Origin of the sequence: Streptomyces sp. SCPE 10, from assembly GCF_051980735.1 — a bacterium.
Taxonomy (GTDB): domain Bacteria; phylum Actinomycetota; class Actinomycetes; order Streptomycetales; family Streptomycetaceae; genus Streptomyces; species Streptomyces misionensis.
In genome coordinates this window covers 6,162,491-6,187,619 of sequence record NZ_CP197069.1, presented here as the reverse complement: position 1 = coordinate 6,187,619, position 25,129 = coordinate 6,162,491, and the positions used below count along the sequence as shown (strand labels likewise).

General features: G+C 72.4%; 23 protein-coding genes. 11 read left to right on the top strand and 12 right to left on the bottom strand.

Features of this window, described 5'->3' with window-relative positions:
• Nucleotides 1-5 precede the first annotated feature (5 nt).
• A complete protein-coding gene (locus ACSP97_RS28370) occupies nucleotides 6-1,214 on the top strand; it encodes a pyridoxal phosphate-dependent aminotransferase (RefSeq protein ID WP_382013475.1) in 1,209 nt (402 codons plus the stop codon).
• On the opposite strand, the gene ACSP97_RS28365 is transcribed toward ACSP97_RS28370, so the two are convergent.
• Nucleotides 1,202-1,699, bottom strand: coding sequence for a GNAT family N-acetyltransferase (locus ACSP97_RS28365; RefSeq protein WP_440554891.1), 498 nt, complete (start codon nucleotides 1,697-1,699; stop codon nucleotides 1,202-1,204). The genes ACSP97_RS28370 and ACSP97_RS28365 overlap by 13 nt on opposite strands.
• 205 nt (nucleotides 1,700-1,904) lie before the next feature.
• Between ACSP97_RS28365 and ACSP97_RS28360 the strand changes: the two genes are divergently transcribed.
• The 3 genes from ACSP97_RS28360 to ACSP97_RS28350 all read left to right on the top strand — a co-directional run bounded on the left by ACSP97_RS28360 (nucleotide 1,905) and on the right by ACSP97_RS28350 (nucleotide 3,717).
• A complete protein-coding gene (locus ACSP97_RS28360) occupies nucleotides 1,905-2,501 on the top strand; it encodes a histidine phosphatase family protein (protein ID WP_440554889.1) in 597 nt (198 codons plus the stop codon).
• An 86-nt stretch (nucleotides 2,502-2,587) separates the two neighbouring features.
• Entirely contained in the window at nucleotides 2,588-3,217 is a 630-nt protein-coding gene (locus ACSP97_RS28355) for a hypothetical protein (RefSeq protein ID WP_364728207.1), read from the top strand.
• Between the two features lie 77 nt (nucleotides 3,218-3,294).
• Nucleotides 3,295-3,717: an acyl-CoA thioesterase gene (locus tag ACSP97_RS28350; protein ID WP_355153998.1), complete on the top strand. Its 423-nt coding sequence runs from the start codon at nucleotides 3,295-3,297 to the stop codon at nucleotides 3,715-3,717.
• A 60-nt stretch (nucleotides 3,718-3,777) separates the two neighbouring features.
• Here ACSP97_RS28350 and ACSP97_RS28345 read toward each other — a convergent pair whose 3' ends face one another.
• The 7 genes from ACSP97_RS28345 to ACSP97_RS28315 all read right to left on the bottom strand — a co-directional run bounded on the left by ACSP97_RS28345 (nucleotide 3,778) and on the right by ACSP97_RS28315 (nucleotide 9,519).
• Nucleotides 3,778-5,103: a nucleobase:cation symporter-2 family protein gene (locus ACSP97_RS28345; RefSeq protein WP_440558490.1), complete on the bottom strand. Its 1,326-nt coding sequence runs from the start codon at nucleotides 5,101-5,103 to the stop codon at nucleotides 3,778-3,780.
• Between the two features lie 283 nt (nucleotides 5,104-5,386).
• A complete protein-coding gene (locus ACSP97_RS28340; protein WP_440554887.1) occupies nucleotides 5,387-6,766 on the bottom strand; it encodes an 8-oxoguanine deaminase in 1,380 nt (459 codons plus the stop codon).
• Nucleotides 6,767-6,891: 125 nt separating this feature from the next.
• A complete protein-coding gene (gene pucL / locus ACSP97_RS28335) occupies nucleotides 6,892-7,839 on the bottom strand; it encodes a factor-independent urate hydroxylase (RefSeq protein ID WP_355154004.1) in 948 nt (315 codons plus the stop codon).
• Nucleotides 7,840-7,843: 4 nt separating this feature from the next.
• Nucleotides 7,844-8,251 (bottom strand): hydroxyisourate hydrolase, encoded by a 408-nt coding sequence (uraH, locus tag ACSP97_RS28330; RefSeq protein ID WP_355154006.1) that lies wholly within the window; start codon nucleotides 8,249-8,251, stop codon nucleotides 7,844-7,846.
• Between the two features lie 3 nt (nucleotides 8,252-8,254).
• Nucleotides 8,255-8,767, bottom strand: a complete 513-nt coding sequence (uraD, locus tag ACSP97_RS28325) for a 2-oxo-4-hydroxy-4-carboxy-5-ureidoimidazoline decarboxylase (RefSeq protein ID WP_180328785.1) — start codon at nucleotides 8,765-8,767, stop codon at nucleotides 8,255-8,257.
• Between the two features lie 129 nt (nucleotides 8,768-8,896).
• Entirely contained in the window at nucleotides 8,897-9,259 is a 363-nt protein-coding gene (locus tag ACSP97_RS28320) for a helix-turn-helix domain-containing protein (RefSeq protein WP_355154008.1), read from the bottom strand.
• On the bottom strand, nucleotides 9,256-9,519 hold the full coding sequence (locus ACSP97_RS28315) for a hypothetical protein (RefSeq protein WP_388314484.1): 264 nt from the start codon (nucleotides 9,517-9,519) through the stop codon (nucleotides 9,256-9,258). Before ACSP97_RS28315 ends, ACSP97_RS28320 begins: the two co-directional genes overlap by 4 nt.
• Nucleotides 9,520-9,677: 158 nt before the next feature.
• Between ACSP97_RS28315 and ACSP97_RS28310 the strand changes: the two genes are divergently transcribed.
• The 3 genes from ACSP97_RS28310 to ACSP97_RS28300 all read left to right on the top strand — a co-directional run bounded on the left by ACSP97_RS28310 (nucleotide 9,678) and on the right by ACSP97_RS28300 (nucleotide 13,162).
• Nucleotides 9,678-10,535: a TIM barrel protein gene (locus ACSP97_RS28310; protein WP_440554884.1), complete on the top strand. Its 858-nt coding sequence runs from the start codon at nucleotides 9,678-9,680 to the stop codon at nucleotides 10,533-10,535.
• 42 nt (nucleotides 10,536-10,577) lie between these two features.
• Nucleotides 10,578-11,492 carry a 2-hydroxy-3-oxopropionate reductase gene (locus tag ACSP97_RS28305; RefSeq protein WP_358302127.1) on the top strand — a complete coding sequence of 305 codons (915 nt, stop codon included), beginning with the start codon at nucleotides 10,578-10,580 and terminating at the stop codon, nucleotides 11,490-11,492.
• Between the two features lie 206 nt (nucleotides 11,493-11,698).
• Entirely contained in the window at nucleotides 11,699-13,162 is a 1,464-nt protein-coding gene (locus ACSP97_RS28300) for a catalase (protein WP_440554882.1), read from the top strand.
• A gap of 309 nt (nucleotides 13,163-13,471) precedes the next feature.
• On the opposite strand, the gene ACSP97_RS28295 is transcribed toward ACSP97_RS28300, so the two are convergent.
• A complete protein-coding gene (locus ACSP97_RS28295) occupies nucleotides 13,472-14,689 on the bottom strand; it encodes a Shedu anti-phage system protein SduA domain-containing protein (RefSeq protein WP_440554880.1) in 1,218 nt (405 codons plus the stop codon).
• A gap of 78 nt (nucleotides 14,690-14,767) precedes the next feature.
• Here ACSP97_RS28295 and ACSP97_RS28290 point away from each other — a divergent pair, with 78 nt between their 5' ends.
• Complete coding sequence (locus ACSP97_RS28290) at nucleotides 14,768-15,001, top strand: hypothetical protein (RefSeq protein WP_355154020.1); 234 nt, start codon at nucleotides 14,768-14,770, stop codon at nucleotides 14,999-15,001.
• A 63-nt stretch (nucleotides 15,002-15,064) separates the two neighbouring features.
• On the opposite strand, the gene gcl is transcribed toward ACSP97_RS28290, so the two are convergent.
• The gene (gene gcl / locus ACSP97_RS28285; protein WP_355154022.1) at nucleotides 15,065-16,852 is read right to left on the bottom strand and encodes a glyoxylate carboligase; all 1,788 of its coding nucleotides are present in this window, start codon (nucleotides 16,850-16,852) and stop codon (nucleotides 15,065-15,067) included.
• Between the two features lie 263 nt (nucleotides 16,853-17,115).
• Here gcl and ACSP97_RS28280 point away from each other — a divergent pair, with 263 nt between their 5' ends.
• Nucleotides 17,116-17,844, top strand: a complete 729-nt coding sequence (locus tag ACSP97_RS28280) for a hypothetical protein (protein ID WP_435642795.1) — start codon at nucleotides 17,116-17,118, stop codon at nucleotides 17,842-17,844.
• A gap of 31 nt (nucleotides 17,845-17,875) precedes the next feature.
• Here ACSP97_RS28280 and ACSP97_RS28275 read toward each other — a convergent pair whose 3' ends face one another.
• Together ACSP97_RS28275 and ACSP97_RS28270 are read right to left on the bottom strand one after the other, a co-directional pair.
• The gene (locus tag ACSP97_RS28275; protein WP_364728188.1) at nucleotides 17,876-19,489 is read right to left on the bottom strand and encodes an AMP-binding protein; all 1,614 of its coding nucleotides are present in this window, start codon (nucleotides 19,487-19,489) and stop codon (nucleotides 17,876-17,878) included.
• Complete coding sequence (locus ACSP97_RS28270; protein ID WP_355322522.1) at nucleotides 19,486-21,159, bottom strand: AMP-binding protein; 1,674 nt, start codon at nucleotides 21,157-21,159, stop codon at nucleotides 19,486-19,488. Before ACSP97_RS28270 ends, ACSP97_RS28275 begins: the two co-directional genes overlap by 4 nt.
• Before the next feature lie 151 nt (nucleotides 21,160-21,310).
• Between ACSP97_RS28270 and ACSP97_RS28265 the strand changes: the two genes are divergently transcribed.
• Together ACSP97_RS28265 and ACSP97_RS28260 are read left to right on the top strand one after the other, a co-directional pair.
• Nucleotides 21,311-22,156, top strand: a complete 846-nt coding sequence (locus ACSP97_RS28265; protein WP_355322520.1) for a response regulator transcription factor — start codon at nucleotides 21,311-21,313, stop codon at nucleotides 22,154-22,156.
• A 153-nt stretch (nucleotides 22,157-22,309) separates the two neighbouring features.
• Entirely contained in the window at nucleotides 22,310-25,129 is a 2,820-nt protein-coding gene (locus ACSP97_RS28260; protein ID WP_355154032.1) for an ATP-binding protein, read from the top strand.

Below are 25,129 nucleotides of genomic sequence, written 5' to 3'. Positions count from 1 at the left end.
GACGCATGGAGTTCCGGCAGTCGAACAAGCTCAGCGAGGTCTGTTACGAGATCCGCGGCCCGGTGATCGAGCACGCCAACGCGCTGGAGGAGGCGGGGCACAGCGTGCTGCGCCTGAACACCGGCAACCCCGCGGCCTTCGGCTTCGAGGCGCCGGACGAGATCCTCCAGGACATGATCCGGATGCTGCCGCAGGCGCACGGCTACACGGACTCCCGCGGCATCCTCTCCGCCCGCCGCGCGGTCGCCCAGCGCTACCAGAACCTGGGCCTCGACGTCGACGTCGACGACGTCTACCTGGGCAACGGGGTCTCGGAGCTGGTCTCCATGGCGGTACAGGCCCTGGTGGAGGACGGCGACGAGATCCTCGTCCCCGCACCGGACTTCCCGCTGTGGACCGCCGTCACCACCCTGGCCGGCGGCAAGGCGGTGCACTACCTCTGCGACGAGCAGGCGGAATGGAACCCCGATCTCGCCGACATGGCGTCGAAGATCACCGACCGCACCAAGGCCGTCGTCATCATCAACCCCAACAACCCGACGGGCGCGGTGTATCCGAAGGAGGTCGTCGAGGGCATCCTCGACCTCGCCCGCCGCCACGGCCTCATGGTGTTCGCCGACGAGATCTACGACCAGATCCTGTACGACGACGCCGTGCACCACTCGGCCGCCGCGCTCGCCCCCGACCTGGTCGTCCTCACCTTCTGCGGACTGTCCAAGACCTACCGGGTCGCGGGCTTCCGCTCCGGCTGGCTGGTCGTCACCGGGCCCCGGCAGCACGCGAAGGACTACCTGGAGGGCCTGACCATGCTGGCCTCCATGCGGCTGTGCGCCAACGCGCCCGCGCAGTACGCCATCCAGGCCGCGCTGGGCGGCCGCCAGTCCATCCGCGAACTGGCCGCGCCCGGCGGGCGGTTGTACGAGCAGCGCACCGTCGCCTGGGAGAAGCTCAACGAGATCCCCGGGGTGTCCTGCGTCAAGCCCAAGGGCGCCCTGTACGCGTTCCCCCGCCTCGACCCCAAGGTGCACCGCATCCACGACGACGAGAAGTTCGTCCTGGACCTGCTGCTGCGCGAGAAGATCCAGGTCGTCCAGGGCACCGGCTTCAACTGGCCCTCGCCCGACCACTTCCGCATCCTCACCCTCCCCCAGGCCGACGACCTGGAGGCGGCGATCGGCCGGATCGGGCGCTTCCTCGGGAGCTACCGGCAGTAGCGGACCTCCCGCACGGCCACCCCGTCGTAGTCCTCGGTGCGGACCGCGCCGTCGGCGGCGGTGTACCCGGCGCGCTCGTAGAAGCGCCGGGCCCGCGTGTTCCCGGCCAGGACCCACAGCGCGAGCGGGTCCAGACCGTGGGCGTGCGCGTGGGCGTGCGCCGCGTCGAGCAGGGCCCGGCCGACGCCGGTCCCGATGCGGGAGGGCCGCACGTAGAGGGCGTGCACCTCGCCTCCCTCCCGGTGGGCGGGGCCCACGCAGACCCAGCCCGCCGGCGTGCCGCGGGCGTCGACGGCGACCAGGTCGGCCCCGCTTCCGCCGGGCCGCGCCAGGCGTTCCCGCAACCGTCCGGCGTTCTCCTCGACCGACATCCGGTCCAGGTAGGACGCGGGCAGCAGCCCGGCGTAGGCGGCCCGCCAGCCGGCCACCCGTATCTCCGCCACGGCCGTGACATCGGCCGCCGTCATCGTTCGTACCGTCACCATCCGCGCCACCGTACGGGCCCGGTCCCCGTCGCGCCCGCGATTAACGGGCCGCCCCCGAGCGGCGACGCGGCGCGCCACCGCCCGCGCCCGCGGACGGCTCCCCGTCGCGCCCGCGATGAAAGGCCGGCCGTGGGCGGGTAGGGGGAGCGGCCGTCTGGCGCAGTCCGTCCTGCGGGCCGCCGTGCCCCTGTGGCACCGTGCCCGCATGGGTGACCTCCTTCTCGTCCGGCACGGTGAGACCGAGTGGTCGCGGTCCGGCCGGCACACCGGCCGCACCGACGTGCCCCTCACCGAGCACGGCCGCGAGGAGGCGCGCCGGCTGGTGCCGCTGATCGGCTCGTACCGGATCGGCGCGGCGTTCGTCAGCCCGCTGCGGCGGGCACGGGAGACCGCCGAGCTGATCGGCGTGCGCGACGCCCGGGTGGACGCCGATCTGTGCGAGTGGGACTACGGCGGCTACGAGGGCGTCACCACCGCGGAGATCCAGCGCACCCGGCCCGGCTGGTTCCTGTTCACCGACGGGGTCGCGCCCGGGCCGCCGGAGCGTCCGGGCGAGAGCCCGCGGCAGGTCGAGGAGCGCGCCGACCGGATGCTGGCCAAGGTCGACGACGCCCTGGCCCGCACCGAGGGCGCCGTCGTGCTGGTCGCCCACGGCCACTTCCTGCGGGTGCTGACCGCCCGCCGGCTGGGTCTGGCGGCCGAGCACGGCGCGCTCTTCCAGCTGGCCACCGGCACGCTGTGCCGCCTCGGCACCGAGCACGGCCGGCCGGTGGTGGCGGGCTGGAACCTGCTGCCCGGCTGAGCGGCCCCGGCCCGCTGTCGGACCCCGGTCGTACGCTTCGAGGAAAGCCGCCGTACGCCCCCGGCGGCTCCGGGAAGGAGCGCATCGTGACCCGACCACCGACCGCCGCCCAGCGCCGGCTGATCGACGCCGCCGACCCGGTCACCGGGCGGCTGCGCGGCACGGACGCGCAGCTCACCGCGCTGGTCCGGCAGGGGCTCGCGTTCCGCCACCCGCGCCCGCCGCACGACCACTTCCTCACCCCGGCCGGGCAGCGGATCCGGGAGGCGGAGCCCGGGGCGCCCGCGCGAACGGACCCGGCCCCCGCGAACGAGGTGTTCGCCGCGCGCGTCGGCGGGGCGCACGAGCCGGTCCCGTCCTCCGCGGCCGCCCGGCTGCGCGAGGTGCGCGGCGCCTGGCAGGGGCTGCTGGAGCTGCGCCGGATGACCAATCCCGACGGCGCGGTAGACCGGCCGTGCGGCTGGGAGCGCGGCCATCTGGTGCGGGCCGCGGCCCTCGCCCTGGAGGCGGCCGGGCACCGGCCGGCGACGGCGGACGCGGACGGGTACCAGGTCCGGGCCACCCCGCAGCCGGACGCGGTCGCCGTGTACGCGCCGGACGCGGCGGCCCTCGCGGCCTGCGCGCACACGCTGGAGCGGGCGGGCTGGCAGCCGGGCGAGTACACCGAGCCGCGCACCCGCAGGCGCTATCTGCTGGCCTCGCCCCGCCGGGTGTGAGCCGCCGCCGTGCGTGCGAGGATCACCGGTGCGCTGTCCCGGGGCAGTGCGCCGTACCTGAGCAAGAGGGGAAAGCCGTGAGCGAACCGTTTTCCGTCCGCGTCACCGTCCGCGGTTACGAGACCGATGTGCAGGGCCACCTCAACCAGGCCGTGTACCTCAACTACGCGGAGCACGCCCGCTGGTCGCTGCTCCAGGCCGCCGGGGTGTCGCAGACCGGCCTGGTGGGCACCGGGGTGGGGCCCGTGGTCCTGGAGACGACGATCCGCTATCTGCGCGAGCTTCTCGCCGGCGACGAGGTCGAGGTGAGCTGCGCGTTCCACTGGTCCACCGGCAAGACCTTCACCATCCGCCAGGAGATGCGCAAGCCGGACGGCACCCTCGCCGCCGAACTGACCGGTGTCGGTGGCCTGTTGGACCTGAAGGAGCGCAGACTGATCGCCGACCCGGCCAAGGTCTTCAAGGAACTTGCCACGGATCCCTCGCTGTTCGGCCTGTGAGCGGGCCGCACGGAGCACGGGGTACGGCGCCACGCCGAACCCCGTGCCGGTGACGCCCCCTCAGTGCGCCGACGCCAGCTCCTCCCCCGCCTCCATCGGATGCGTGACGTCCTGCGCGTCCCGCCCCCCGCCCAGGTGGTTGAAGACCAGGTTGAGCAGGACGGCCGTGACGCAGCCCGTGGAGATGCCCGAGTCCAGGACGATCCGCACGGTGTCCGGGAAGGCGTGGTAGAAGCCGGGCACCGTGATCGGGATGATGCCGACGGCGAGGGAGACGGCGACGATCAGCACGTTGTTGTCCTTGTCCAGGCCGGCCCGGACCAGGGTCTGGATGCCGCTCGCGGCGACCGAGCCGAAGAGGACGACGCCGGCGCCGCCGAGGACCGGGCGCGGCACGACGGCGATCAGCGAGGCGGCCGCCGGGCACAGGCCCATCAGGACCAGGAAGCCGCCGCCGACCGCCACCACGAAGCGGCTGCGGATCCGGGTCATGGCCACCAGACCGATGTTCTGCGCGAAGGCGCTGCACATGAAGCCGTTGAACACGGGGCTGAGGGCGGAGCCCAGGGTGTCGGCGCGCAGCCCGGCCGCGATGGTCCGCTCGTCGGAGGGCCGTTCGACGATCTCGCCGAGGGCCAGCATGTCGGCGGTGGACTCGGTCATCGAGACCACCATCACCACGCACATCGACAGGATCGCGGCGATGTGGAACTGCGGGGCGCCGAAGTGGAAGGGCGTCGGGAAGCCGACCACGGCGGCCTGGGCGACCGGGGAGAAGTCGGTGGCCCCGAACGGGATCGCGATCAGGGTGCCGACGACCAGCCCCAGCAGGACCGCGATCTGCTTGACGAAGCCGCGGGTGAAGCGGCGCAGCAGCAGGACGATCAGCAGGGTGAGGCCGGCCAGGGTGAGGTTGGTCGCCGAGCCGTAGTCGTGGGCGGACGCGTCGGGCCCCTGGGCCCAGCCGAAGGCGACCGGCAGCAGCGAGACACCGATGAGGGTGATGACCGAGCCGGTGACGACCGGTGGGAAGAAGCGGACGGCCTTGCAGAACATCGGGGCGGCGAGGAAGCCGAGGACACCGGCGACCATGACCGCCCCGAAGATCACCGGCAGGGCGTCGGACTTGTCCTTGGCGGAGGCGATGATCGCCGTCATGGGGGCGACGCCGGCGAAGGTGACGCCGTTGACGAAGGGCAGCCGGGCGCCGATCTTCCAGAAGCCGAGGGTCTGGAGGAAGGTGGCGAGGCCGGCCGTGAACAGACAGGCACCGGTGAGGAAGGTGAGGTCGGTGCCGGACAGGCCCGCGGCGGCACCGACGATCAGGGGCGGGGCGACGACCCCCGCGTACATGGCGGCCACGTGCTGGAGGCCGCTGGTCGTCATCTTCAGGGCGGGGAGTTTCTCGTCCACTGGGTGGACTGCTGGCACGTCGACGGTTGGGGCGGACACGGCGGACCTCCGGTCGGTTAGGACACGTCGGCTGTGGACGTGGGTTTCAGGGAGGTGGTGCGCGGTCGTGCGGGACCGGTAGGACCCGGGCGGGTCGCGAACGGAGACCGTTCCGGGGCGCGCGCTTGCACGCGCGCCCCGGAGCCGGCCGCCATGGACCCCGCTCGGGTCCACGGCTGCCGGCCGGGAGCCGTCCCTCCCGGCCGGAGTCGGGGGGTCAGCGCTGGGCGGCGATCCGCGCCAGCCGGCGCGCCTGGTCGCGGGTGGTGCGGGCGATGGCGTCCTCGTCGACCGTCAGCAGCCGTCCGTCCTGGACGATCTGCCGGCCGTTCACGAAGGAGGCGGTGACCGGGGCGGCGGCGCCGAAGACCAGCGCGGTCACCGGGTCGGCGATGGAGGAGTGGGCGAGGGTGTCCATCCGCCACAGCACCAGGTCGGCCAGCTTCCCGGCCTCCAGCGAGCCGGTCTCGGCGGCGCGGCCGAGCACCCGGGCGCCGCCGTGGGTGCCGAGCCGCAGGGCCTGCCGGGCGGTCAGCGCGGCCTCCTTGTGCGCGCCGAGCCGGTTGATGAGCAGGGCGTTGCGCAGTTCGGTGTGCAGCTCGCCGGACTCGTTGGAGGCGGTGCCGTCGACGCCGAGGCCGACCGGGACGCCGGCGGCGAGCATGTCGGGGACCCGCGCGATGCCCGCGGCCAGCCGGGCGTTGGACGAGGGGCAGTGGGCGACACCGGTCTTCGTGCGGGCGAAGGCGGTGATGTCGGAGTCGTTCATGTGGACGCAGTGCGCCATCCACACGTCCTCGCCGAGCCAGCCGGTGGACTCGAAGTAGTCGGTGGGGCCCATGCCGAACAGCTCGTGGCAGAACTTCTCCTCCTCCACGGTCTCCGAGCCGTGGGTGTGCAGCCGTACGCCGAGCCGGCGCGCCGATTCGGCGGCTTCACGCATGAGTTCGGTGGAGACGGAGAAGGGGGAGCAGGGTGCGACGGCGACCTGGGTCATGGCGTCGGGGGAGGCGTCGTGGTGCTCCCGCACGGTGGCCTCGGTCGCGGCGAGCGCGTCCTCCAGGGTCTCGACGGCGAAGTCCGGGGGCAGGCCGCCGTCCTTCTCGCCGCGGTCCATGGAGCCGCGGGCGAGGGTGAAGCGGACGCCCGTCTCCCGGGCGGCGCGGATGATCGCGCCGGACAGGTCGCCGGCGCCCCGGGGGTAGACGTAGTGGTGGTCCATGGCGGTGGTGACGCCGCCGCGGGCCATCATCGCGAGCGAGCCCTGGGCCGCCGCGTAGGCCATCGGCTCGTCGATGCGCGCCCAGACCGGGTAGAGCGCGACGAGCCAGTCGAACAGGTTGTGGTCGGTGGCCAGGCCCCGGGTGATCCACTGGTAGAAGTGGTGGTGGGTGTTGACCAGGCCGGGGGTGGCGAGGTGCCCGGTGGCGTCGATCCGGCGGACGACGTTCTCCAGGCCCTCGGGTGCCGTGCCCGCGCCGAGCGCCTCGATGCGGTTGCCGGCGAGGACCAGGTACCCGGAGGCGTACTCGGTGTCGTCGGCGTCGACGGTCGCGATCGAACAGTTCTCGATGACGGTGCGCTGGGCTGCTGCCATGTTTCGTCCTTTTCGCTCAGCGGACTTCTGTGGGGAGGGCACGGCAGGACCCTGGGAGATTTGAGTGCCGCGGCCGGAGCCCGGTGGGGTGGTACCCCGGCCGCGGGTGCCGAAAAGGAGGGGGATCAGAGGTTGGTGAGGTCCACCGGGATCCTCGGCTCGCAGCCGTCCCGGAGGATGGTCGCCTCGATCAGCCCGTAGGGCCGGTCGGCGGCGAAGTAGACCTCGTTGTCGTTCTTCAGGCCGAACGGCTCCAGGTCGACCAGGAAGTGGTGCTTGTTGGGCAGCGAGAAGCGGACCTCGTCGATCTCGCTGCGGTTGTTGATGATGCGCGAGCCCATCTGGAACATCGTCTGCTGGAGGGAGAGGGAGTAGGTCTCGGCGAAGGCGTGCAGCATGTGCTTCTTGACCTGCTCGTAGGACTTCTCCCAGTTGGGCATCTTCTGCTCGTCGGTGGTCCAGTTGAACCGCCAGCGGCCGGCGACCGAGGTGGCCAGGATGCGGTCGTGGGCCTCCTGGAGGGTGGTGTACTTGTCCTTGACGTAGCCCCAGAACTCGGAGTTGGTGGAGTTCATGACGGTCAGGTCCTTGAGGCCGGAGATGACCTCCCAGGTCGAGCCGTCGTAGGTGATCTGCGTCAGCCGGGTCTCCTGGCCCTTGCGGACGAAGGAGTGCTTGACCTCGTCGGCACCGATGAACCTGGAGTTGGCGTCGGAGGTCTCGATCCGCTCCCAGGCGTACTCCTCGATCCGGATCCGGGCGCGGTGGATCGGCTCCTGCGAGGTCACGAAGTGGCGGGCGAGGTGGATGCCGAACTGCTCGGCGGACTCGATGCCGTACTCCTTGGCGAACGCGAACACCGTGTTCTTGGTGGTGTCGGTCGGCAGCACGTTGGCGTTGGAGCCGGAGTAGTGGACCTCCTCCATGTCGCCGCTCAGCGACACCGAGACGTTGAGGTCCTTGATGTGATGGGTGGCGCCGTCCCGCGTGATCTTGACGACTCGGTTCTCGGCCTTGCCGTACTGGTTCTGTCCCAGCATCACAGGGCCGGCAGGGCGGGAATTGACGGTCATGTAGCTAGCTCCCTCGGTAAACGGAGTAGCCGAACGGGTTGAGCAGCAGCGGTACGTGGTAGTGCTCGCCCGGTACGACGGCGAAGGTGATCGCCACTTCCGGGAAGAACACCGCCGGTCCGCTGTCCCGAGTCGCGGGGGCGTCCTGCTGCGCATCGGCTTGCTGGTTCGCGGCTTGCTCTTCGAAGTACGGCTCCACGGCGAAGTCGAGCCGCACGTGAGTGGTCCCCTCCGGCAGGGCCGGCAGGTCCTTGCACCGGCCGTCGGCATCGGTCGCGGAGCCGCCGAGCGCCCGCCAGTCCGCCGTGTGCCCCGAGCGGGCGCCGAGGCGGACGGCGACGCCGGCGGCGGGGCGGCCGATCGAGGTGTCCAGGATGTGCGTGGACACGGAGGCGGTGGTGCTGGTGCTCATGGGTCAGGCGTCCTCTTCGACGAGTCGGGCCAGTCGGATGCGGTTGATCTTCCCCAGTTCGGTGCGGACGATCTCCCGCTCCCGCTCGGGTGTGTTACCGATCCGCTCCTTGACCGCGTCCCGCATCTGCTCGCCGGTCCGGCCGGTGGCGCAGATGAGGAAGACATGGCCGAACTTCTCCTGGTAGGCCAGGTTGAGTTCGAGCATCTCGGCCTTGAGCCGGTCCGAGGCGCCGGCCATGCCGCGCTGTTCGCGGGCGGAGGCCGGGTCGCCCGGCCGGGGCCGCCCGATCGGCGGGTGCCCGGCCATCGCCTCGTCGAGGTCGGCGGCGGTCAGCTCGGCCGTGGCGGCGTCGCTTTCGGCGTAGAGCTCGTCGGCGGTGGCGTAGGGGCGGGCGGCGGTCAGCCGCCGCACCCATGCGGAGGAGGCGCACGCCTCGTGGAGGACGGCGGAGGCCGCCCGCTCCTCCAGATCGTTGAACCGGGCCAGGCCCGGGGGCGTGAAAGTCGACGTCACGGGAGCCTCCGTGGCCGGTTTCGGCCTTCGTGCTGAACGGGCTGCCGATAGCTAACGCTCCCGAAAAGGCCACGTCAACACTTTGTTGAAAAATCTGCGTAACAAGCCGGGCAGGCCCCCCGGAGGCCCTCAGGCGCCCTTCTCCCGGTTGAGGTAGTTGTAGACCGTGAAGCGGCTGACGCCCAGCGCGCTCGCCACGATCTCCACACCGTGGCGCACGGAGAAGGCGCCCCGCGCCTCCAGTATCCGCACGACCTCCTGCTTGGCCTTGCGGTCCAGTTCGGACAGCGGCCGCCCCTCCTTGCGCTCCATCGCGGCGAGGATGTGATCGAGGGAGTCGGCGAGCTGGGGCAGGCGTACGGCGACGGCGTCGACACCCTCCCAGGCCAGCACGACGTCCTCCGACCCGGCCTCGTCGGGCGGGATCATGACCCCGCCCATCGCGTCGACCAGCGGTTTCACGGCCGCGATGAACGACTCGCCCCCGGTCATCCGGCACCCTCCCCGCTGTCGTCGGGCAGCACGTTGACCTGGAGCGAGATCCGGGTGGCCCCGGCCTCGAGGCTCTTGCGCAGCAGCGCGTCCACCGAGGCGAGCACCCGCTCGGCGGCGCCTTCGGCGGTGTTGCCGAACGGGCCGACGTCCACCGCGTCCAGCCCCGCCGTCTCTATGACCTCCCGCGCCGCCAGGGCGTGGGCGGGGGCCTCCTCCAGGTCGAAGGGTTCGGTCGTGAACTCAACTTTCAATCGCACGCGCACAAGGTAGCGCGCGGCGCGGGGACCGGGATCCCCCGTCGACGGCCGCCCCGCGGACCCCCTTGACAAGCATCGGCACCCGACGGCAGTCTTCCATTACGCAGAAACAAACTTCCGTAATACGGAATATGACCACGGAAGGGAGCGCGTCCCGAATGCCAGGTTTCGACTTGAGCACCGCCGCAGACCAGCGCTTCGACGTCAACCTGTCGATCCTCTTCACGGAACTCCCGCTCCTGGAGCGCCCCGCGGCCGCCGCCGCGGCCGGCTTCACCGCGGTCGAGCTGTGGTGGCCCTGGGCCGACACCCCCACCCCGGAACGCGCCGAACTGGACGCCCTGAAGCGGGCGATCGAGGACGCGGGCGTCCGGCTGACCGGGCTGAACCTCTACGCGGGCCGGCTGCCGGGCCCGGACCGCGGCGCCCTGTCGGTCCCCGGCGAGGAGTCCGAGCGCTTTCGCGCCAACATCGAGGTGACCGCCGACTTCGCGCACTCCCTGGGCTGCACGGCGCTGAACGCGCTCTACGGCAACCGGATCGAGGGCGTGGACCCGGCCGAGCAGGACGCGCTCGCCCTGGAGAACCTGGTCCTCGCGGCCCGGGCCGCCGACCGGATCGGCGCCACCCTGCTGATCGAGGCGCTGAACGAGCCCGAGTCGCCGGCCTACCCGCTGGTGTCGGCGCCGGCCGCGGTGGAGGTCGTGGAGAAGGTCAACGCGGCGACCGGTCTCGGCAACGCGCGGTTCCTGATGGACCTGTACCACCTGGCCATGAACGGCGAGGACCTGCCGGCGGTGATCGACCGGTACACGGCGCACACCGGCCATGTGCAGATCGCTGACAACCCCGGCCGCGGCGCCCCGGGCACCGGCTCGCTGCCGCTCGCGGAGCTGCTCGGCCGGCTGCGGAAGGCCGGTTACGACGGCTGGGTGGGCCTGGAGTACAAGCCAGGCGACCGGCCGAGCGCCGAGGCCTTCGACTGGCTCCCCCGCGAGGCGCGCGCGGCGCGCTGACCACCCTGATTCGGCACGGCAGTTGAGAGAGGCCCTTTGAGCATGAGCACTGTTGCGGATTCCTCCCGCCCCGCCCGTCCGGCGATCGCCTGGATCGGTCTCGGCATCATGGGCTCCCCCATGTCCGAGAACCTGATCAAGGCGGGTTACGACGTCACCGGCTACACCCTGGAGCAGGCCAAGCTGGACCGGCTGGCCGCCGCCGGCGGCCGGGCCGCCGGCTCGATCGCCGAGGCCGTGCGCGACGCCGATGTGGTGATCACGATGGTGCCCGCGTCGCCCCAGGTCGAGGCCATCGCCTACGGCCCGGACGGCATTCTGGAGAACGCGCGGCCCGGTTCACTGCTGATCGACATGTCCTCGATCACCCCCCAGACCTCCGTCGACCTGGCCGCCGCAGCGAAGGACAAGGGCATCCGGGTGCTGGACGCCCCGGTGTCCGGCGGCGAGGCCGGGGCCGTCGAGGCCGTGCTGTCCATCATGGTCGGCGGCGAGCAGGCCGACTTCGAGCAGGCGCGGCCGGTCTTCGAGGCGCTGGGCAAGACCATCGTGCGGTGCGGCCCGCACGGCTCGGGGCAGACCGTGAAGGCCGCCAACCAGCTGATCGTCGCCGTGAACATCCAGGCGTGCGCCGAGGCCGTGGTCTTCCTGGAGAAGTCCGGCGTGGACCTCGAGGCCGCGCTCGACGTGCTCAACGGCGGCCTCGCGGGCTCCACCGTGCTCACGCGGAAGAAGGCCAACTTCCTGGACCGCGACTTCAAGCCGGGCTTCCGGATCGACCTGCACCACAAGGACATGGGCATCGTCACCGACGCGGCCCGCACCGTGGGCGCGGCCCTGCCGGTCGGCGCGGTGGTCGCCCAGCTGGTCGCGTCGCTGCGCGCCCAGGGCGACGGCGGCCTGGACCACTCGGCGCTGCTGCGGGCCGTGGAGCGGCTGTCCGGCGCGCAGGTCTGACGGCCCTTCGGGGGCCCGCCCTCAAGACGTCCGGGCCGCGGCGCCGTCGACACCTGTCCCGTCGCGCCCACGCGGTGCCGCGGCCCGGATCCGAACTCAACAAACTGTTGACGCCCTGTTCACCCCACTCCTAGGCTCCACGCAGACTTCTAGGCTCCACAACGCGGAATACCTTTTCCGCCGCCCACCCGCATGGAAGGTCCACGATGTCGCAGCGCGTGCTCACGACAGAGTCCGGCGCCCCGGTCGCCGACAACCAGAACTCCGCCACCGCCGGCGTCGGCGGCCCGCTCCTGCTCCAGGACCAGCACCTCCTGGAGAAGCTCGCGCGCTTCAACCGGGAGCGGATCCCGGAGCGGGTGGTGCACGCCCGCGGCTCCGGCGCGTACGGCCACTTCGAGGTGACCGACGACGTCACCGGCTACACCCACGCCGGCTTCCTGGGTGAGGTCGGCAAGCGCACCGAGGTGTTCGTGCGGTTCTCCACGGTCGCCGACAACCTCGGCGGCGCGGACGCGGTGCGCGACCCGCGCGGTTTCGCGGTGAAGTTCTACACCGAGGAGGGCAACTACGACCTCGTCGGCAACAACACCCCGGTGTTCTTCATCAAGGACCCGCTGAAGTTCCCCGACTTCATCCACTCGCAGAAGCGGGACCCGTTCACCGGCAAGCAGGAGCCGGACAACGTCTGGGACTTCTGGGCGCACGCCCCGGAGGCCACGCACCAGGTGACCTGGCTGATGGGCGACCGCGGCATCCCGGCGTCGTACCGGCACATGAACGGCTACGGCTCGCACACCTACCAGTGGACGAACGCCGAGGGCGAGGCCTTCTTCGTCAAGTACCACTTCAAGACCAACCAGGGTGTCCGGTCCCTGTCCACCGAGCAGGCGCAGGAGCTGGCGGGCAAGGACCCCAACTCGCACCAGACGGACCTGCTCCAGGCGATCGAGCGGGGCGTGCACCCGTCCTGGACCCTCTACGTCCAGTTCATGCCGGCGGCCGAGGCGGCCGACTACCGCTTCAACCCGTTCGACCTGACCAAGGTGTGGCCGCACCGGGACTACCCGCTGCGGCGGGTGGGCCGGCTGGTCCTGGACCGCAACCCGGACAACGTGTTCGCCGAGGTCGAGCAGGCCGCGTTCTCGCCGAACAACTTCGTGCCGGGCATCGGGCCCTCGCCGGACAAGATGCTCCAGGGCCGGCTGTTCGCCTACGCGGACGCCCACCGCTACCGGCTCGGCGTCAACCACACGCTGCTGCCGGTCAACTCGCCGAAGGCGGTCCCGGGCGGCGCCCGCAACTACGGCCGCGACGGCTTCATGGCCTCCAACTCCCAGGGCCGGTACGCCAAGAACTACGAGCCGAACTCCTACGACGGCCCGGTGGAGACCGGCCGCCCGCTGTCCGCGCCGCTCGCGGTCTCCGGCCACACGGGCACCCACGAGGCGCCGCCGCACACCAAGGACGACGACTTCTTCCAGGCGGGCGAGCTGTACCGGCTGATGTCCGAGGAGGAGAGGTCCCGGCTGGTCGCGAACATCGCCGGCGGTCTCGCGCAGGTCTCCCGCGACGACGTGATCGAGAAGAACCTGGCGCACTTCCACGCCGCCGACCGCGAGTACGGCAAGCGCGTGGCGGAGGCGGTCCACGCGCTGCGCGAGGACTGAGCGGCAGGCGATCCGCAAGCGGCGTGCGGAGACCGGCTGGCGTCGGTCCTCCGCACGCGGCCCGCGCGGTGCCGTACGGCCCGGATGAGGGGTCGTCGTACGGCGCGGGCGCGGGCAGGGCGAGGACCGCGGTGGTGTGCGAGCCAGTGCGGTGGTCAAGGAGCGGGGCACCCGTCTCGACCTGAGGGAAGGGCCTCCCGTCTCCGTCGCACCCCCGCGGTCCCACTCGCCCGACCGACCCCGTCCGGCGGCGCGAAAGCCCTGTCGCGCCCGGTCTCGCGCCGTCGGACGGCACCACGCCCCCGCTCCCTACGCCGGTTCCCCACCCGCGGCGAGGGAGCGTTCGGCGTGGTCGAGGAGTTCCTTGTAGGTGAGGACCTCGACGCGGGTGACGTGCGCGTTGTACGTCCGCAGAGTCTCGGCGACCTCCTCCTCGGGCACGTCCGGGTGCAGACCGGGGTGCCCGACGAGCACGAGCGCGCCGGCCCTGCGGGTCTCGATGCCGAACTCCGCGCGGATGCGCGTGCGGTGCTCGTCCAGCCCGACGAGATAGTTGACGGCCTGCCCGACGGCCTCGTGCACCGCGTCGGCCGGCACCCAGGCGTTGCGGTGCCGCTTGATCAGGGGCCTCTTGAGCCCCATGGCCCGCTTCAGCTCGACGATGTGCAGGGCGCCGTCGGCGCGTATCAGCGGCAGGTCCACCTCGTCACCCGGCACCAGCCGGCGCCGGGCGGCCTCACCGACGTACCGCCCGCCGAAGATCCAGTGATTGCCTTGCAGGGCACGCTGCAGGTCCGCTTCCGTGGCATTGCCGTCGTCCACGACGGCCCGCAGGGCCCGGAGGCCGGCGGTACGGCGCTGGAGTTCGGCGGCCTGGAGGATCAGCCGGCCGTCCTGGTCGGCGGCGAGCAGCGCGAGCGCCTGCGGCGAGCCGGCGATGCGCCGGGCCTCCGCCGCGGGGTCCTCGACGTCGATCCGGTCGCTCTTGAGCAGACGCTCCAGCCACAGTGAGATCTCCGCCATGCCGCGCGGGACGACATAGCGCCCCGGCCGGTCGTCCGGGGCCCGGAGGAAGCCGGTGTCGGCGCGTTGCGCCCTGAAGTGGCCGAGCACCTCTTCCGCGCTCGCGCCGGGGTGGTCCCTCAGATACGCCTCGCTCGCCGCGACCAGCCACTCGTGCACGGCGCGCAGGGAGGACGCCACGAAGTCGCGGTTGCCCTCGCTGCGCGCCCCGTCCTGGAAGAGCCGGTAGCGCTCGGCGAAGTCCGGCCGGAGGATGCGGCCCTCCGCGTAGTCCAGCGAGTACTGGAGCAGGCGGACGACGTGCCACTCCCCCGCGCCCGCCGCGGCCGCCCGGGCCGCTTCCAGGAGCCGTACCAGCTCCTTGCCCTCCCTGCGGCGGCCCGGGCTGCCGCTGTGCATGTACGCGAGGACCGCCGCCAGCGCCGAGTGCACGGTGTCGGCGGTCGCCTCCTTGCCCACCTCGCGCAGCTGCCACTCCAGTGTCATGTCGCTTCGCACACCCATGGCGGAAGTGTGGCGGCCCCCACTGACAACGGCGCGGTCCGATGTGCGTTCTTGGGCGGGGCGCCGCACGCTGAAGGCATGGGACATCCGGCGCAGCACCCGCACATCGTGGTCCACCCGCCCGCCCTGGACGGATCCCGGCGGGTCACCGAGGGAGAGGTGACACTGGGGCTCGCCTCGCACCTGGACGACGTGGTGGAGATCCTGCGGCTGGCCGACCTGGACCGGGTCGAGGTCGAGGAGGACGACCTGATCGAGTGGCAGGGCGGCGGCCCCGAGGACTGGCCGGGGCTGTCGGAGCACGAGGTGTAGCGGTGGACGGCGCGAAGGGGCGGCCCCCTGTGACGGGGCCGCCCCTTCGCGCTGCCGGGAGCGTCAGGCCTTCAGCGGGCTGATGGCCGTCGGGGCGTGGGAGCGCTCCGTGGCCAGGGGCTCGAACTCGGTGATGTCGCTGATGTCCATGGTGCGGCTCATCGAGATGTTGGTGACCCGCTCCAGGATCGCCTCCACCACCACCGGCACCCGGTACTCCTCGGCCAGCTTCTTCGCCTCTTCGAACGCCGCGCCCAGCCGGTCCGGCTCGGTGACCCGGATGGCCTTGCAGCCGAGGCCCTCGGCGACCTTGACGTGGTCCACGCCGTAGACGCCGATCTCGGGGGTGTTGATGTTCTCGAACTCCAGGTTGACCTGGAAGTCGATGTCCAGGCCGAGCTGCGCCTGGCGGATGAGGCCGAGGTAGGCGTTGTTCACCAGGACGTGCACGTACGGGATCCGGTGCTGGGCGGCGGCCGCCAGTTCCTCGATCAGGAACTGGAAGTCGTAGTCGCCGGACAGGGCGACCACCGGCGCCTGAGGGTCCGCCTTGGCGACGCCGATCGCGGCCGGGATCGTCCAGCCGAGCGGTCCCGCCTGGCCGCAGTTGATCCAGTGCCGGGGCTTGTAGACGTGCAGCATCTGGGCGCCGGCGATCTGGGAGAGGCCGATCGTGGTGACGTACCGCGTCTCGGGGCCGAACGCCCTGTTCATCTCCTCGTAGACGCGCTGCGGCTTCATCGGCACGTCGTCGAAGTGGGTGCGGCGCAGCAGCGTGGCCTTGCGCTCCCGGGTGGCGGCGACCCACTCCGTGCGGTCGGGGAGCCGGCCCGCCGCCTTCAGTTCCCGGGCCACCCGCACGAACAGCTCCAGCGCCGCCTTGGCGTCGGAGACGACCCCGTAGTCCGGCGGGAAGATCCTGCCGATCTGGGTGGGCTCGATGTCGACGTGCACGAAGGTGCGGCCCTGCCGGTAGACGTCCAGCTTGTAGCCGGTGTGCCGGTTGGCCCACCGGTTGCCGATGCCGAGGACGAAGTCCGACTCCAGGAACGTGGCGTTGCCGTACCGGTGCGAGGTCTGCACGCCGACCATGCCCGCGTTCAGCTCGTGGTCGTCGGGCAGCGCGCCCCAGCCCATCAGGGTCGGGATGACCGGGGTCCGGGTCAGCTCGGCGAACTCGGTGAGCAGGTCGCAGGCGTCGGCGCCGATGACGCCGCCGCCCGCCACGATCACCGGGCGCTCGGAGGCGAGCAGGTAGGAGAGCGCCTTCTCGATCTGGGCGCGGGTCGCGGCGGGCTTGTACACCGGCAGCGGCTCGTACGTGTCCGGGTCGAACTCGATCTCGGTGAGCTGGACGTCGATCGGCAGGTCGATCAGCACCGGTCCCGGCCGGCCGGAGCGCATCAGGTGGAACGCCTGCTGGAAGACGCCGGGCACCTGCGCGGCCTCCAGCACGGTCACCGCCATCTTCGTCACCGGGCCCGCGATGGCGGCGATGTCGACGGCCTGGAAGTCCTCCTTGTGGATGACGTTCGTGGGCGCCTGGCCGGTGATGCACAGGATCGGGATCGAGTCGCCGACGGCCGAGTACAGGCCGGTGATCATGTCGGTGCCGGCCGGTCCCGACGTGCCGATGCACACGCCGATGTTGCCCGGCCTGGCCCGGGTGTAGCCCTCGGCCATGTGCGAGGCGCCCTCCACGTGGCGGGCGAGGGTGTGGTGGATGCCGCCGCCCTCCTTGAGGGCCTTGTAGAACGGGTTGATCGCGGCGCCCGGCACACCGAAGGCGTCGGTGACGCCCTCGCGCTTGAGGATCTCAACTGCCGCGCGGGCAGCGGTCATACGAGCCATCGAGTACTCCTGCCTCGGTGTCGGATGCGTACTCCCGTCGCGCCCCGCGGTGAGCACGGTGTCCAGAAGGTCGAGCTCCGCCCCACTTCCGTGGCGCGAATTTCGTAATGCGGAATAGAACTTCTACTATCTGGAAGCAATGTAGGGGTGAGTGTTGACCTCGTCAAGAGACACCAAGACACCGGGCAAGCGCCGGACAAACGCCGTACGAGGGGGCACCATGGGGTCGCTGTCCCGAGGTTCCGTGCGAGAGTGAGTGGGCCATGCCCGAGAGCGTGCCGGTGCGCTGTCCGGCCTGTCGGCGTGAGCACGTCTACACCGCCCCGGCGTATCCCTGCGTGTGCGGGGCGCCCACCGCGCCGCGGCTGGACCCGCTCGCCGTGCCGGTGGTGGCCGAGCACCGGTCCTGGGACGACGAGTGGATCGCCGTGCCGTGCGCCGGCTGCGGGCACCTCGGCCACTGGCCGCGGCCGGAACTGGGCTGCCCCTGCGGCACGGTGCTGCGGATCCCGGTGGCGGGCGCCGCCGCGGAGACGGCCGCCGGGGACCCGTCGCCGTCCGATCCCGCCCCGACACGCCGCGCCTTCCAGCCGTACGCCGTGCGCACCGCCCGGGACGCGGTCACCGCGACGGCGCTGTATCTGCGCCGGCTCGGCTACGAGGACGTCCGCCGCGCCGACCAGCGGCCGGTCAACGGCATCGGGCTCGCCGCGCGCGGGCTGCTGGCGCAGGTGGACCCGACCGTGCGGCCGGCCGCGCCGCGGGACGTCGAGTGCCTGTGGCTGACGGCGATGACGGAGTCCGCCGACTGCGTCTACTTCTCCCTCGCCGGGTACACCGACGCCGCCCGTGGCTGCGCGGACGCCCTGGGCGTGCCGCTGTTCGTACTGGACCTCGCGGGCGTCCCACAGCCGGTGAACGACCGCGCCGACGCCCTGAACGCGGACGGCGCCCCGCAACCGGGGCGCCGGGCGCGGGGCCGACGGAGCTGACGGCGGGCGGGACGGGCGTCCCGCCCCCGGTTCAGTCCCGGTACCGCTCGCGCAGTTCTATCTTCCGCACCTTCCCGGAGACCGTCATCGGGAAGGAGTCGAGGATCGTCAGCCTGCTGGGGACCTTGTAGTGGGCGAGCCGGTCCCGGCAGAAGGCCCGCAGCTCCTCCAGGGTGGGCGGGTCCGCCGCGTCGTGCGGGATCACGCAGGCCAGCACCTCCTCGCCGTACTTCTCGTGCGGCACCCCGACGACCTGGACGTCCCGGATCTTCGGGTGGGCGTAGAGGAACTCCTCGATCTCCCGCGGGTAGATGTTCTCGCCGCCCCGGATGATCATGTCCTTGATGCGGCCGACGATCTCCACATAGCCGTCCTCGCGCATCACCGCGAGGTCCCCGGTGTGCATCCAGCGGCCCGCGTCGATGACCTCGGCGGTGCGCTCGGGTTCGTCCCAGTAGCCGAGCATCACGCTGTAGCCCCGGGTGCACAGCTCGCCCGCCTCGCCCCGCGGCCGGGTGACACCGGTGGCGGGGTCGACGATCTTGACCTCCAGGTGCGGCAGCACCCGGCCCACGGTGGCGGTGCGGTGCTCCAGGTCGTCGTCGGTCCGGGTCTGGAGGGAGACCGGCGAGGTCTCGGTCATGCCGTAGCAGATGGCGACCTCGGCCATGTGCATCTCGGCGACCACCCGCTTCATCACCTCCACCGGGCAGGGCGAGCCCGCCATGATGCCGGTGCGCAGGGTGGAGAGGTCGTAGGAGGCGAAGTCCGGGAGGTTCAACTCCGCGATGAACATGGTCGGTACGCCGTACAGGGACGTGCACCTCTCCCGCTGCACCGCCTCCAGGGTGGCCCTCGGCTCGAAGGACGGGGCCGGGATCACCAGGCAGGCGCCGTGCGAGGTGGCCGCCAGATTGGCCATCACCATGCCGAAGCAGTGGTAGAAGGGCACCGGCACACAGATGCGGTCCCGCTCGGTGTACTTGACCAACTCACCCACGAAGTAACCGTTGTTGAGGATGTTGTGGTGGGAGAGGGTCGCGCCCTTCGGGAAGCCGGTGGTGCCCGAGGTGTACTGGATGTTGATCGGGTCGTCGCAGGACAACTCCGCCTCACGGGCGGCGAGTTCGGCCCGGTCGGCGGTGGCGCCGCGCGCGGCGAACGCCTCCCAGGACGGGTCCCCGAGGTAGACGACCTCGCGCAGTTCACGGCACCGCCCGCGGACCTCCTCGACCATGGCGCGGTAGTCGCTGGACTTGTGGGCGACGGAGGCGAACAGCAGCCGGACACCGGACTGATTGAGGACGAACTCCACCTCGTGGGTGCGGTAGGCCGGGTTGATGTTGACCATGACGGCGCCGACGCGCGCGGTGGCGTACTGCACGAGCACCCACTCGGCGCGGTTGACCGCCCAGATGCCCACCCGGTCGCCCTTGGCGACGCCGCTCGCCAGCAGGGCGCACGCGAGCCGGTCCACGTCGGCGTCGAAGGCGGCGTAGGTCCAGCGCCGCCCGGCGGCCACGTCGACGAGCACCTCGCGGTCCGGCCAGGCCGCCGCCGTACGGGCGAGGTTGGCGCCGATGGTGTCACCGAGCAGCGGGGTGGTGCCCGTGCCGTGGGCGTACGACAACTCCCGTGCGGTCACCGGAAGTCCTCCTCGCGGTACTCGTCCGCCGAACCCTGGGCGGTGGCCTCGCGCAGTTCGATGCGGCGGATCTTGCCGGAGACGGTCTTGGGCAGCGCGCCGAACTCCAGGCGGCGGATGCGCTTGTAGGGGGCGAGCACCTGGCGGGAGTGCTCGAAGACGACCTTGGCGGTGTCGGGTCCGGGCTCATAGCCCTCGGCGAGCACGACGTACGCCTTGGGCACGGCGAGCCGCAGTTCGTCCGGGGCGGGCACGACGGCCGCCTCGGCCACCGCCGGGTGCTCCAGCAGCGCGCTCTCCAGCTCGAACGGGCTGATCTTGTAGTCGGACGCCTTGAAGACGTCGTCGGCACGGCCGATGTAGGTGAGGTAGCCGTCCTCGTCGCGGGCGGCGATGTCGCCGGTGCGGTAGTAGCCGCCCGCCATGGCCTCGGCGGTGCGGTCCGGGTCGCCGTGGTAGCCGGCCATCAGACCGACCGGGCGCGCGGCGAGGTCCAGCGCGATCTCGCCCTCGGTGGCGCCGGGCGCACCGGTGACCGGGTCGAGGAGTTCCACACGGTAGCCGGGGCTGGGGCGGCCCATGGATCCGGTCTTCAGCCGCTGGCCGGGGCTGTTGGAGACCTGGACGGCGGTCTCGGTCTGGCCGAAGCCGTCCCGGACCGTCAGCCCCCAGGCCCGCCGCACCTGCTCGATGACCTCGGGGTTGAGCGGCTCGCCCGCGGCCACCACCTCGCGCGGCGGGGTGCGCAGCTGCCCCAGGTCGGCCTGGATGAGCATGCGCCACACGGTCGGCGGAGCGCAGAAGGTGGTCACCCCGGCGCGGTCCATCTCGGCCATCAGCCGGGCCGCGTCGAACCGGCCGTAGTTGAAGATGAAGACGGTCGCCTCGGCGTTCCACGGGGCGAACAGGTTCGACCAGGCGTGCTTGGCCCAGCCGGGCGAGGAGATGTTCAGATGGACGTCCCCGGGCTTGAGCCCGATCCAGTACATGGTGGCCAAATGGCCGATGGGGTACGAGACATGGGTGTGCTCGACCAGCTTGGGGCGGGCGGTGGTACCCGAGGTGAAGTACAGCATCAGGGGGTCGTCGGCGCGGGTCGGGCCGTCGGGGGTGAAGCCCGCGGGGGCGTCGTACGCCTCCTCGTACCGCGCCCAGCCCTCCCGGGGGTCGCCGCCGACGTGGACGCGGGTGTAGGAGCCGGGCACCTCGTCGAACTTGGCCGCGTCCTCGGCGCGCACGATCACGTGCCTGATCCGGCCGCGCTCGACGCGGTCGCGCAGGTCGGCGGGGCCGAGCAGCGGGGTGGCCGGGATGACGACGGCGCGCAGCTTCATCGCGGCCAGCGCGGTCTCCCACAGCTCGGCCTGGTTGCCGAGCATGACCAGCACGCGGTCCTCGGCGGCGACGCCCCGCGCGCGCAGCCAGTTCGCGACCCGGTCCGAGCGCTCGGACAGCTCGGCGAAGGACAGCTTCGTCTCGCGGCCGTCCTCCTCCACGATGTGCAGCGCGGTGCGGTCGTTGCCGGCGGCGATCACGTCGAACCAGTCCAGTGCCCAGTTGAAGCGCTCAGGCCGGGGCCACTCGAACCCGTCGTGGGCGGTGGCATAGTCCTCGCGGTGCGCCAGCAGGAAGTCCCGTGCGTTCCTGAAGGCCTCGGTCGCCGTCGTCATCCGTCGTCCTCCTATGTTCCCGACCATTGCCGGGCGGCTCCCCCGCATCGTCTAATCCGTGATGCAGGTCTCACTACCCCCGAACGGGGGTGTGGTCCGCGCGTGCACGGGGGGTGTGGTCCGCACATCAGCCGCACCGAGGGAGCGACGAGTGACAGCACAGGCCGTGACGGTGGTGGAGATCCGCGGGGCGCTGCTCAGCCTGCGGCGGGCGACCGGGCTGCCGGTCGCGTTCGGCGGGCTGGTCGAGTCCGGCCGGCCGCAGGTACGCATCAGCGAGCTGAGCGGCACGGCCACGGCCGCGCTGCGCTGCCTCGCGGTGTCCTCCGGCAGCGGTCTGGGCGGCAAGGCGGTGGCGCTGGCCCGGCCGTGCGCGGTGACGGACTACTCCAGCTCCCGGCAGATCAGCCACGAGTACGACGTGCCGGTGGCCGCGGAGGGCATCCGCTCGGTGCTCGCGGTGCCGGTGGTGGTGCGGCGCCGGGTGCGCGGGGTGCTCTACGGCGCGCTGCGCTCGGCCGAGCCGCTCGGCGACCGGGCGCTGGGCGCGGCGGTGGCGGTGGCGCGGGACGTGGAGCAGTCGCTGGTGGTGCGGGACCAGGCGCGGGAGCTGCTGGCGGCGGTCCGGCCGGAGCCGGCCGGCGAGGCGCGGGCGGCGGCCGGGACGGCGGCGGCCTGGGAGCAGGTGCGCGAGGCGCACGCGGCGCTGCGGGCGCTGGCGCCCCGGATCACCGATCCGGACCTGCGGGCCGAACTGCTCGCGGCCTGCGGGTTGCTGACCGCGCCGCGCCCGGCCGACGGGCCCGCACTGGCGCCGCGCGAGCTGGACGTGCTGTCCTGGGTGGCAGCCGGTGCGACCAACGCCGCGGTGGCCGAGCGGCTGGGGTTGCGCCCGGAGACGGTCAAGGGTTATCTGCGTTCGGCCATGCGGAAGTTGGGCGCCCACACCCGGGGGGAGGCGGTGACCGCGGCACGCCGGGCGGGGCTGCTGCCGTAGCCCCCGGAGAGGAAGGAAGCCTTCCCATTCATGCGCAGACGCTTTGAATTTCCTCATGCTTGACCGTTTGTTATTTCCCTCACCACGGCTTCCGTCCGAATTTCCAGGATCGTTGCCTAGAATTTGGCCCGGACACGACATACGAGGGGAGCGGTGACCGTGCGACGGGACTTCCAGGAGCCTGCGAGATGCCGCTCCGACCTGGTCATAGGCCGCGAGGAGCGGTGCGCCGCCGCCCGCGCCCAACTCGCCTCCGGCGGCAGTGTGCTGCTCCACGGATCGGCCGGAATTGGGAAATCGACCATCCTGCGGGCATTGGCAGAGGAATACGCGTCCCCCGCGCACACCGTGCTGCGCTGCTCGGCGACCGAGTCGGAATCCCACCTTCCCTTCCTCGCCCTCGCCGACCTCCTCGGCCTGGTCCTCGACGACGTCTGCCCGCGGCTGCCCGCCGCCCAGCGCACCGCCCTGGAGTCGGCGCTCACCGGGCGCGGCGAGTCCAGCCTCCAGCGCGACGGCCTCGCCCTGCGTCTCGCGGTGCTGTCCGCGCTGCGCGCGCTCGCCGCCCGCGGCCCGGTGCTGATCGTCGCCGACGATCTGCAGTGGCTGGATCCGGCCAGCGCCGAACTGCTCGGCTTCGCCGCCCGCCGCCTCGGCGGCACCCCGGTCCAACTGCTGTGCGCGGTAAGGACCGAGGGGCAGGAGAGTCAGGAGTACGACCGCCATCTGCGGTCCTGCCCACCGGACACGCTCGCCGTCCGGCTCGGCCCGCTCTCGCACCCGCAGGTCGCCGAACTGCTCGGTCACCGCGGCCACGGGGGCCTGCCCCGCTCCACGGTCCGGGACATCCACCGCACCAGCGACGGCAACCCGCTGTTCGCGCTCGAACTCGGCCGCGCCCTCGCGCAAAGCCCCACCCCGCCCCGGCCCGGCGAGCCGCTGCCGGTGCCCACCTCGCTGCGCGCCCTGGTGCTCAGCCGTCTGGACATGCTGTCGGTCGAGGCCCGCCGCACCCTGCTGGTGGCCAGCGCCGGCGCCCGCCCCACCCTGGCCCTGCTGCACGCGGCGGGGCGGGAGAACGCCGAGGCCGAGTGCGCCCAGGCCGCCGAACTCGGGCTGCTGGCCACCGAGTCGGACGCGCCCGCCGTACGCTTCGCGCACCCCCTCATCTCCGCCGCGCTGTACGCGGAGGCTCCCGCACAGGAGCGGCGCGCCGCGCACGCGGCCCTGTCCACGGCCGCCTCCGACCCCATCGAGCGCGCCCGCCACCTCGCCCTCGCCACCACCGGGGCCGACCCGGAGGTCGCCGCCCGGCTCGCCGAGGCCGCCGCCCTCGCCCGGGACCGCGGCGCACCCTCGGTCGCCGCCCAGCTGGGGCTGCTGGCCGCCCGGCGCACCCCCGCCGACGGCTCCCCGAGTCCGCAGGAGCGGCGCCTGACGGCCGCCGAGGACGCCATCACGGCGGGCGAGGTGGACCTGGCCCGGGACATCGCCCGGGAGGTGCTGACCCGGGCGAGCGTGCCCGCCGAACGGGTGCGGGCCTGGATCATCGTCATCGACACCGCGGGCCACACCATGGCCGAGGTCGACGCGTTCTTCCCGCAGGCCCTCGCCGACGCCGGGGACGACCCGCGGCTGCTCGCCCTGGTCCACTACCAGCTGGGCTGGCGGGCGCTGATCGTGGAGGGCGACTTCACCGCGGCCCGCGACGCCGCCGCGCACGCCGCCGAGCTGGCCGCGCGCGGCAAGGACCGGCGCACCGAGCTGCTGGCCCTCGCCTTCCAGGCGCAGACCGAGACCCTGATGGGCCATCCGGAGGCACCGCGCACCATCAAACGTGCCCTGCGCGAGCCCCAGGACCCCCGGGTGGCCTGGCACCACAACGGGGCGGGCAGCGCCCGGTTCCGCTGGCTGGTCATGGGCGACCAGCTGGCCGAGGCACGGGCCACGGTCACCGGGCTGCTGCGCGAGGTGCGCCGGCGCGGCTCGGTGGAGAGCGAGGTGCACTTCCTGCGCGGCCTGGCCGAGACCGAACTGCGGGCGGGGCACTGCGGGCGCGCCCTGGACCTGGCCCGCGAGAGTCTGCGGCTCGCCCGGGACTCCGGGATCGGCGAGACCGCCTCGGCGATGCTGACCTCGCTCGCGGAGGCCTCCGGCGGGGACGTGGAGCGGGCGCTCACCCTCGCCCGGGAGGCGGTGGAGCACGCCGAGGGGGACGGCGACCAGATGTATCTGTCCCGGGCCCTGGGCGCCCTCGGGTACGCCCAGTTGGTGGCCGGCGACCCGGCCGGCACCGTGCGCTCGCTGCGCCGGGTGCGCACCCTGGAGCTGGGCCTCGGCATCACCGATCCGGCGCGCGGCCGCTGGCAGGGCGATCTCGCCGAGGCGCTGGTGCGCACCGGTGAGCCGGCCGAGGCGCAGGACGTCATCGACACCGCCCGGGAGCACGCCCTGCGGCTCGGCCGGGAGAGCGTGCTCGCCGTCCTGGACCGCTCCGAGGCGCTGGTGCGCGCCGCCCAGGGCGCCACCGAGGCCGCGCAAGCCCAGCTGAGGTCCGCTCAGGACCGGCTCGGCAAACTGGGTTACGGGCTGGAGGAGGCGCGGGCCGCGTTCGCGCTGGCCCGGCTGCGCGGCCGGCGCCCCGGGGCCGCGGCCTACGACGAGGCCACCCGGCTGTTCCGCCGCTGCCGGGCGCTGCCCTGGCTGCGCCAGGTGGAGGCGGCCCTCGCCACCCTCGACAGGGAACCGGCCCGGGCGGTGCGCGACACCCTGGACGCGCTGGACGTGCTGGCCGCGATGGAGCGTCAGGTCGCCGCGCTGGTCATGGAGGGCGCCACCAACAGGGAGATCGCCGCCCGGCTGTTCATCAGCGTCAAGACCGTCGAGGCCACCCTGACCCGGGTCTACCGGAAGCTGGGGATCCGGTCGCGGGTCGACATCGTCCGATTGGCGGCAGGTCGGCGCGCGCACTGA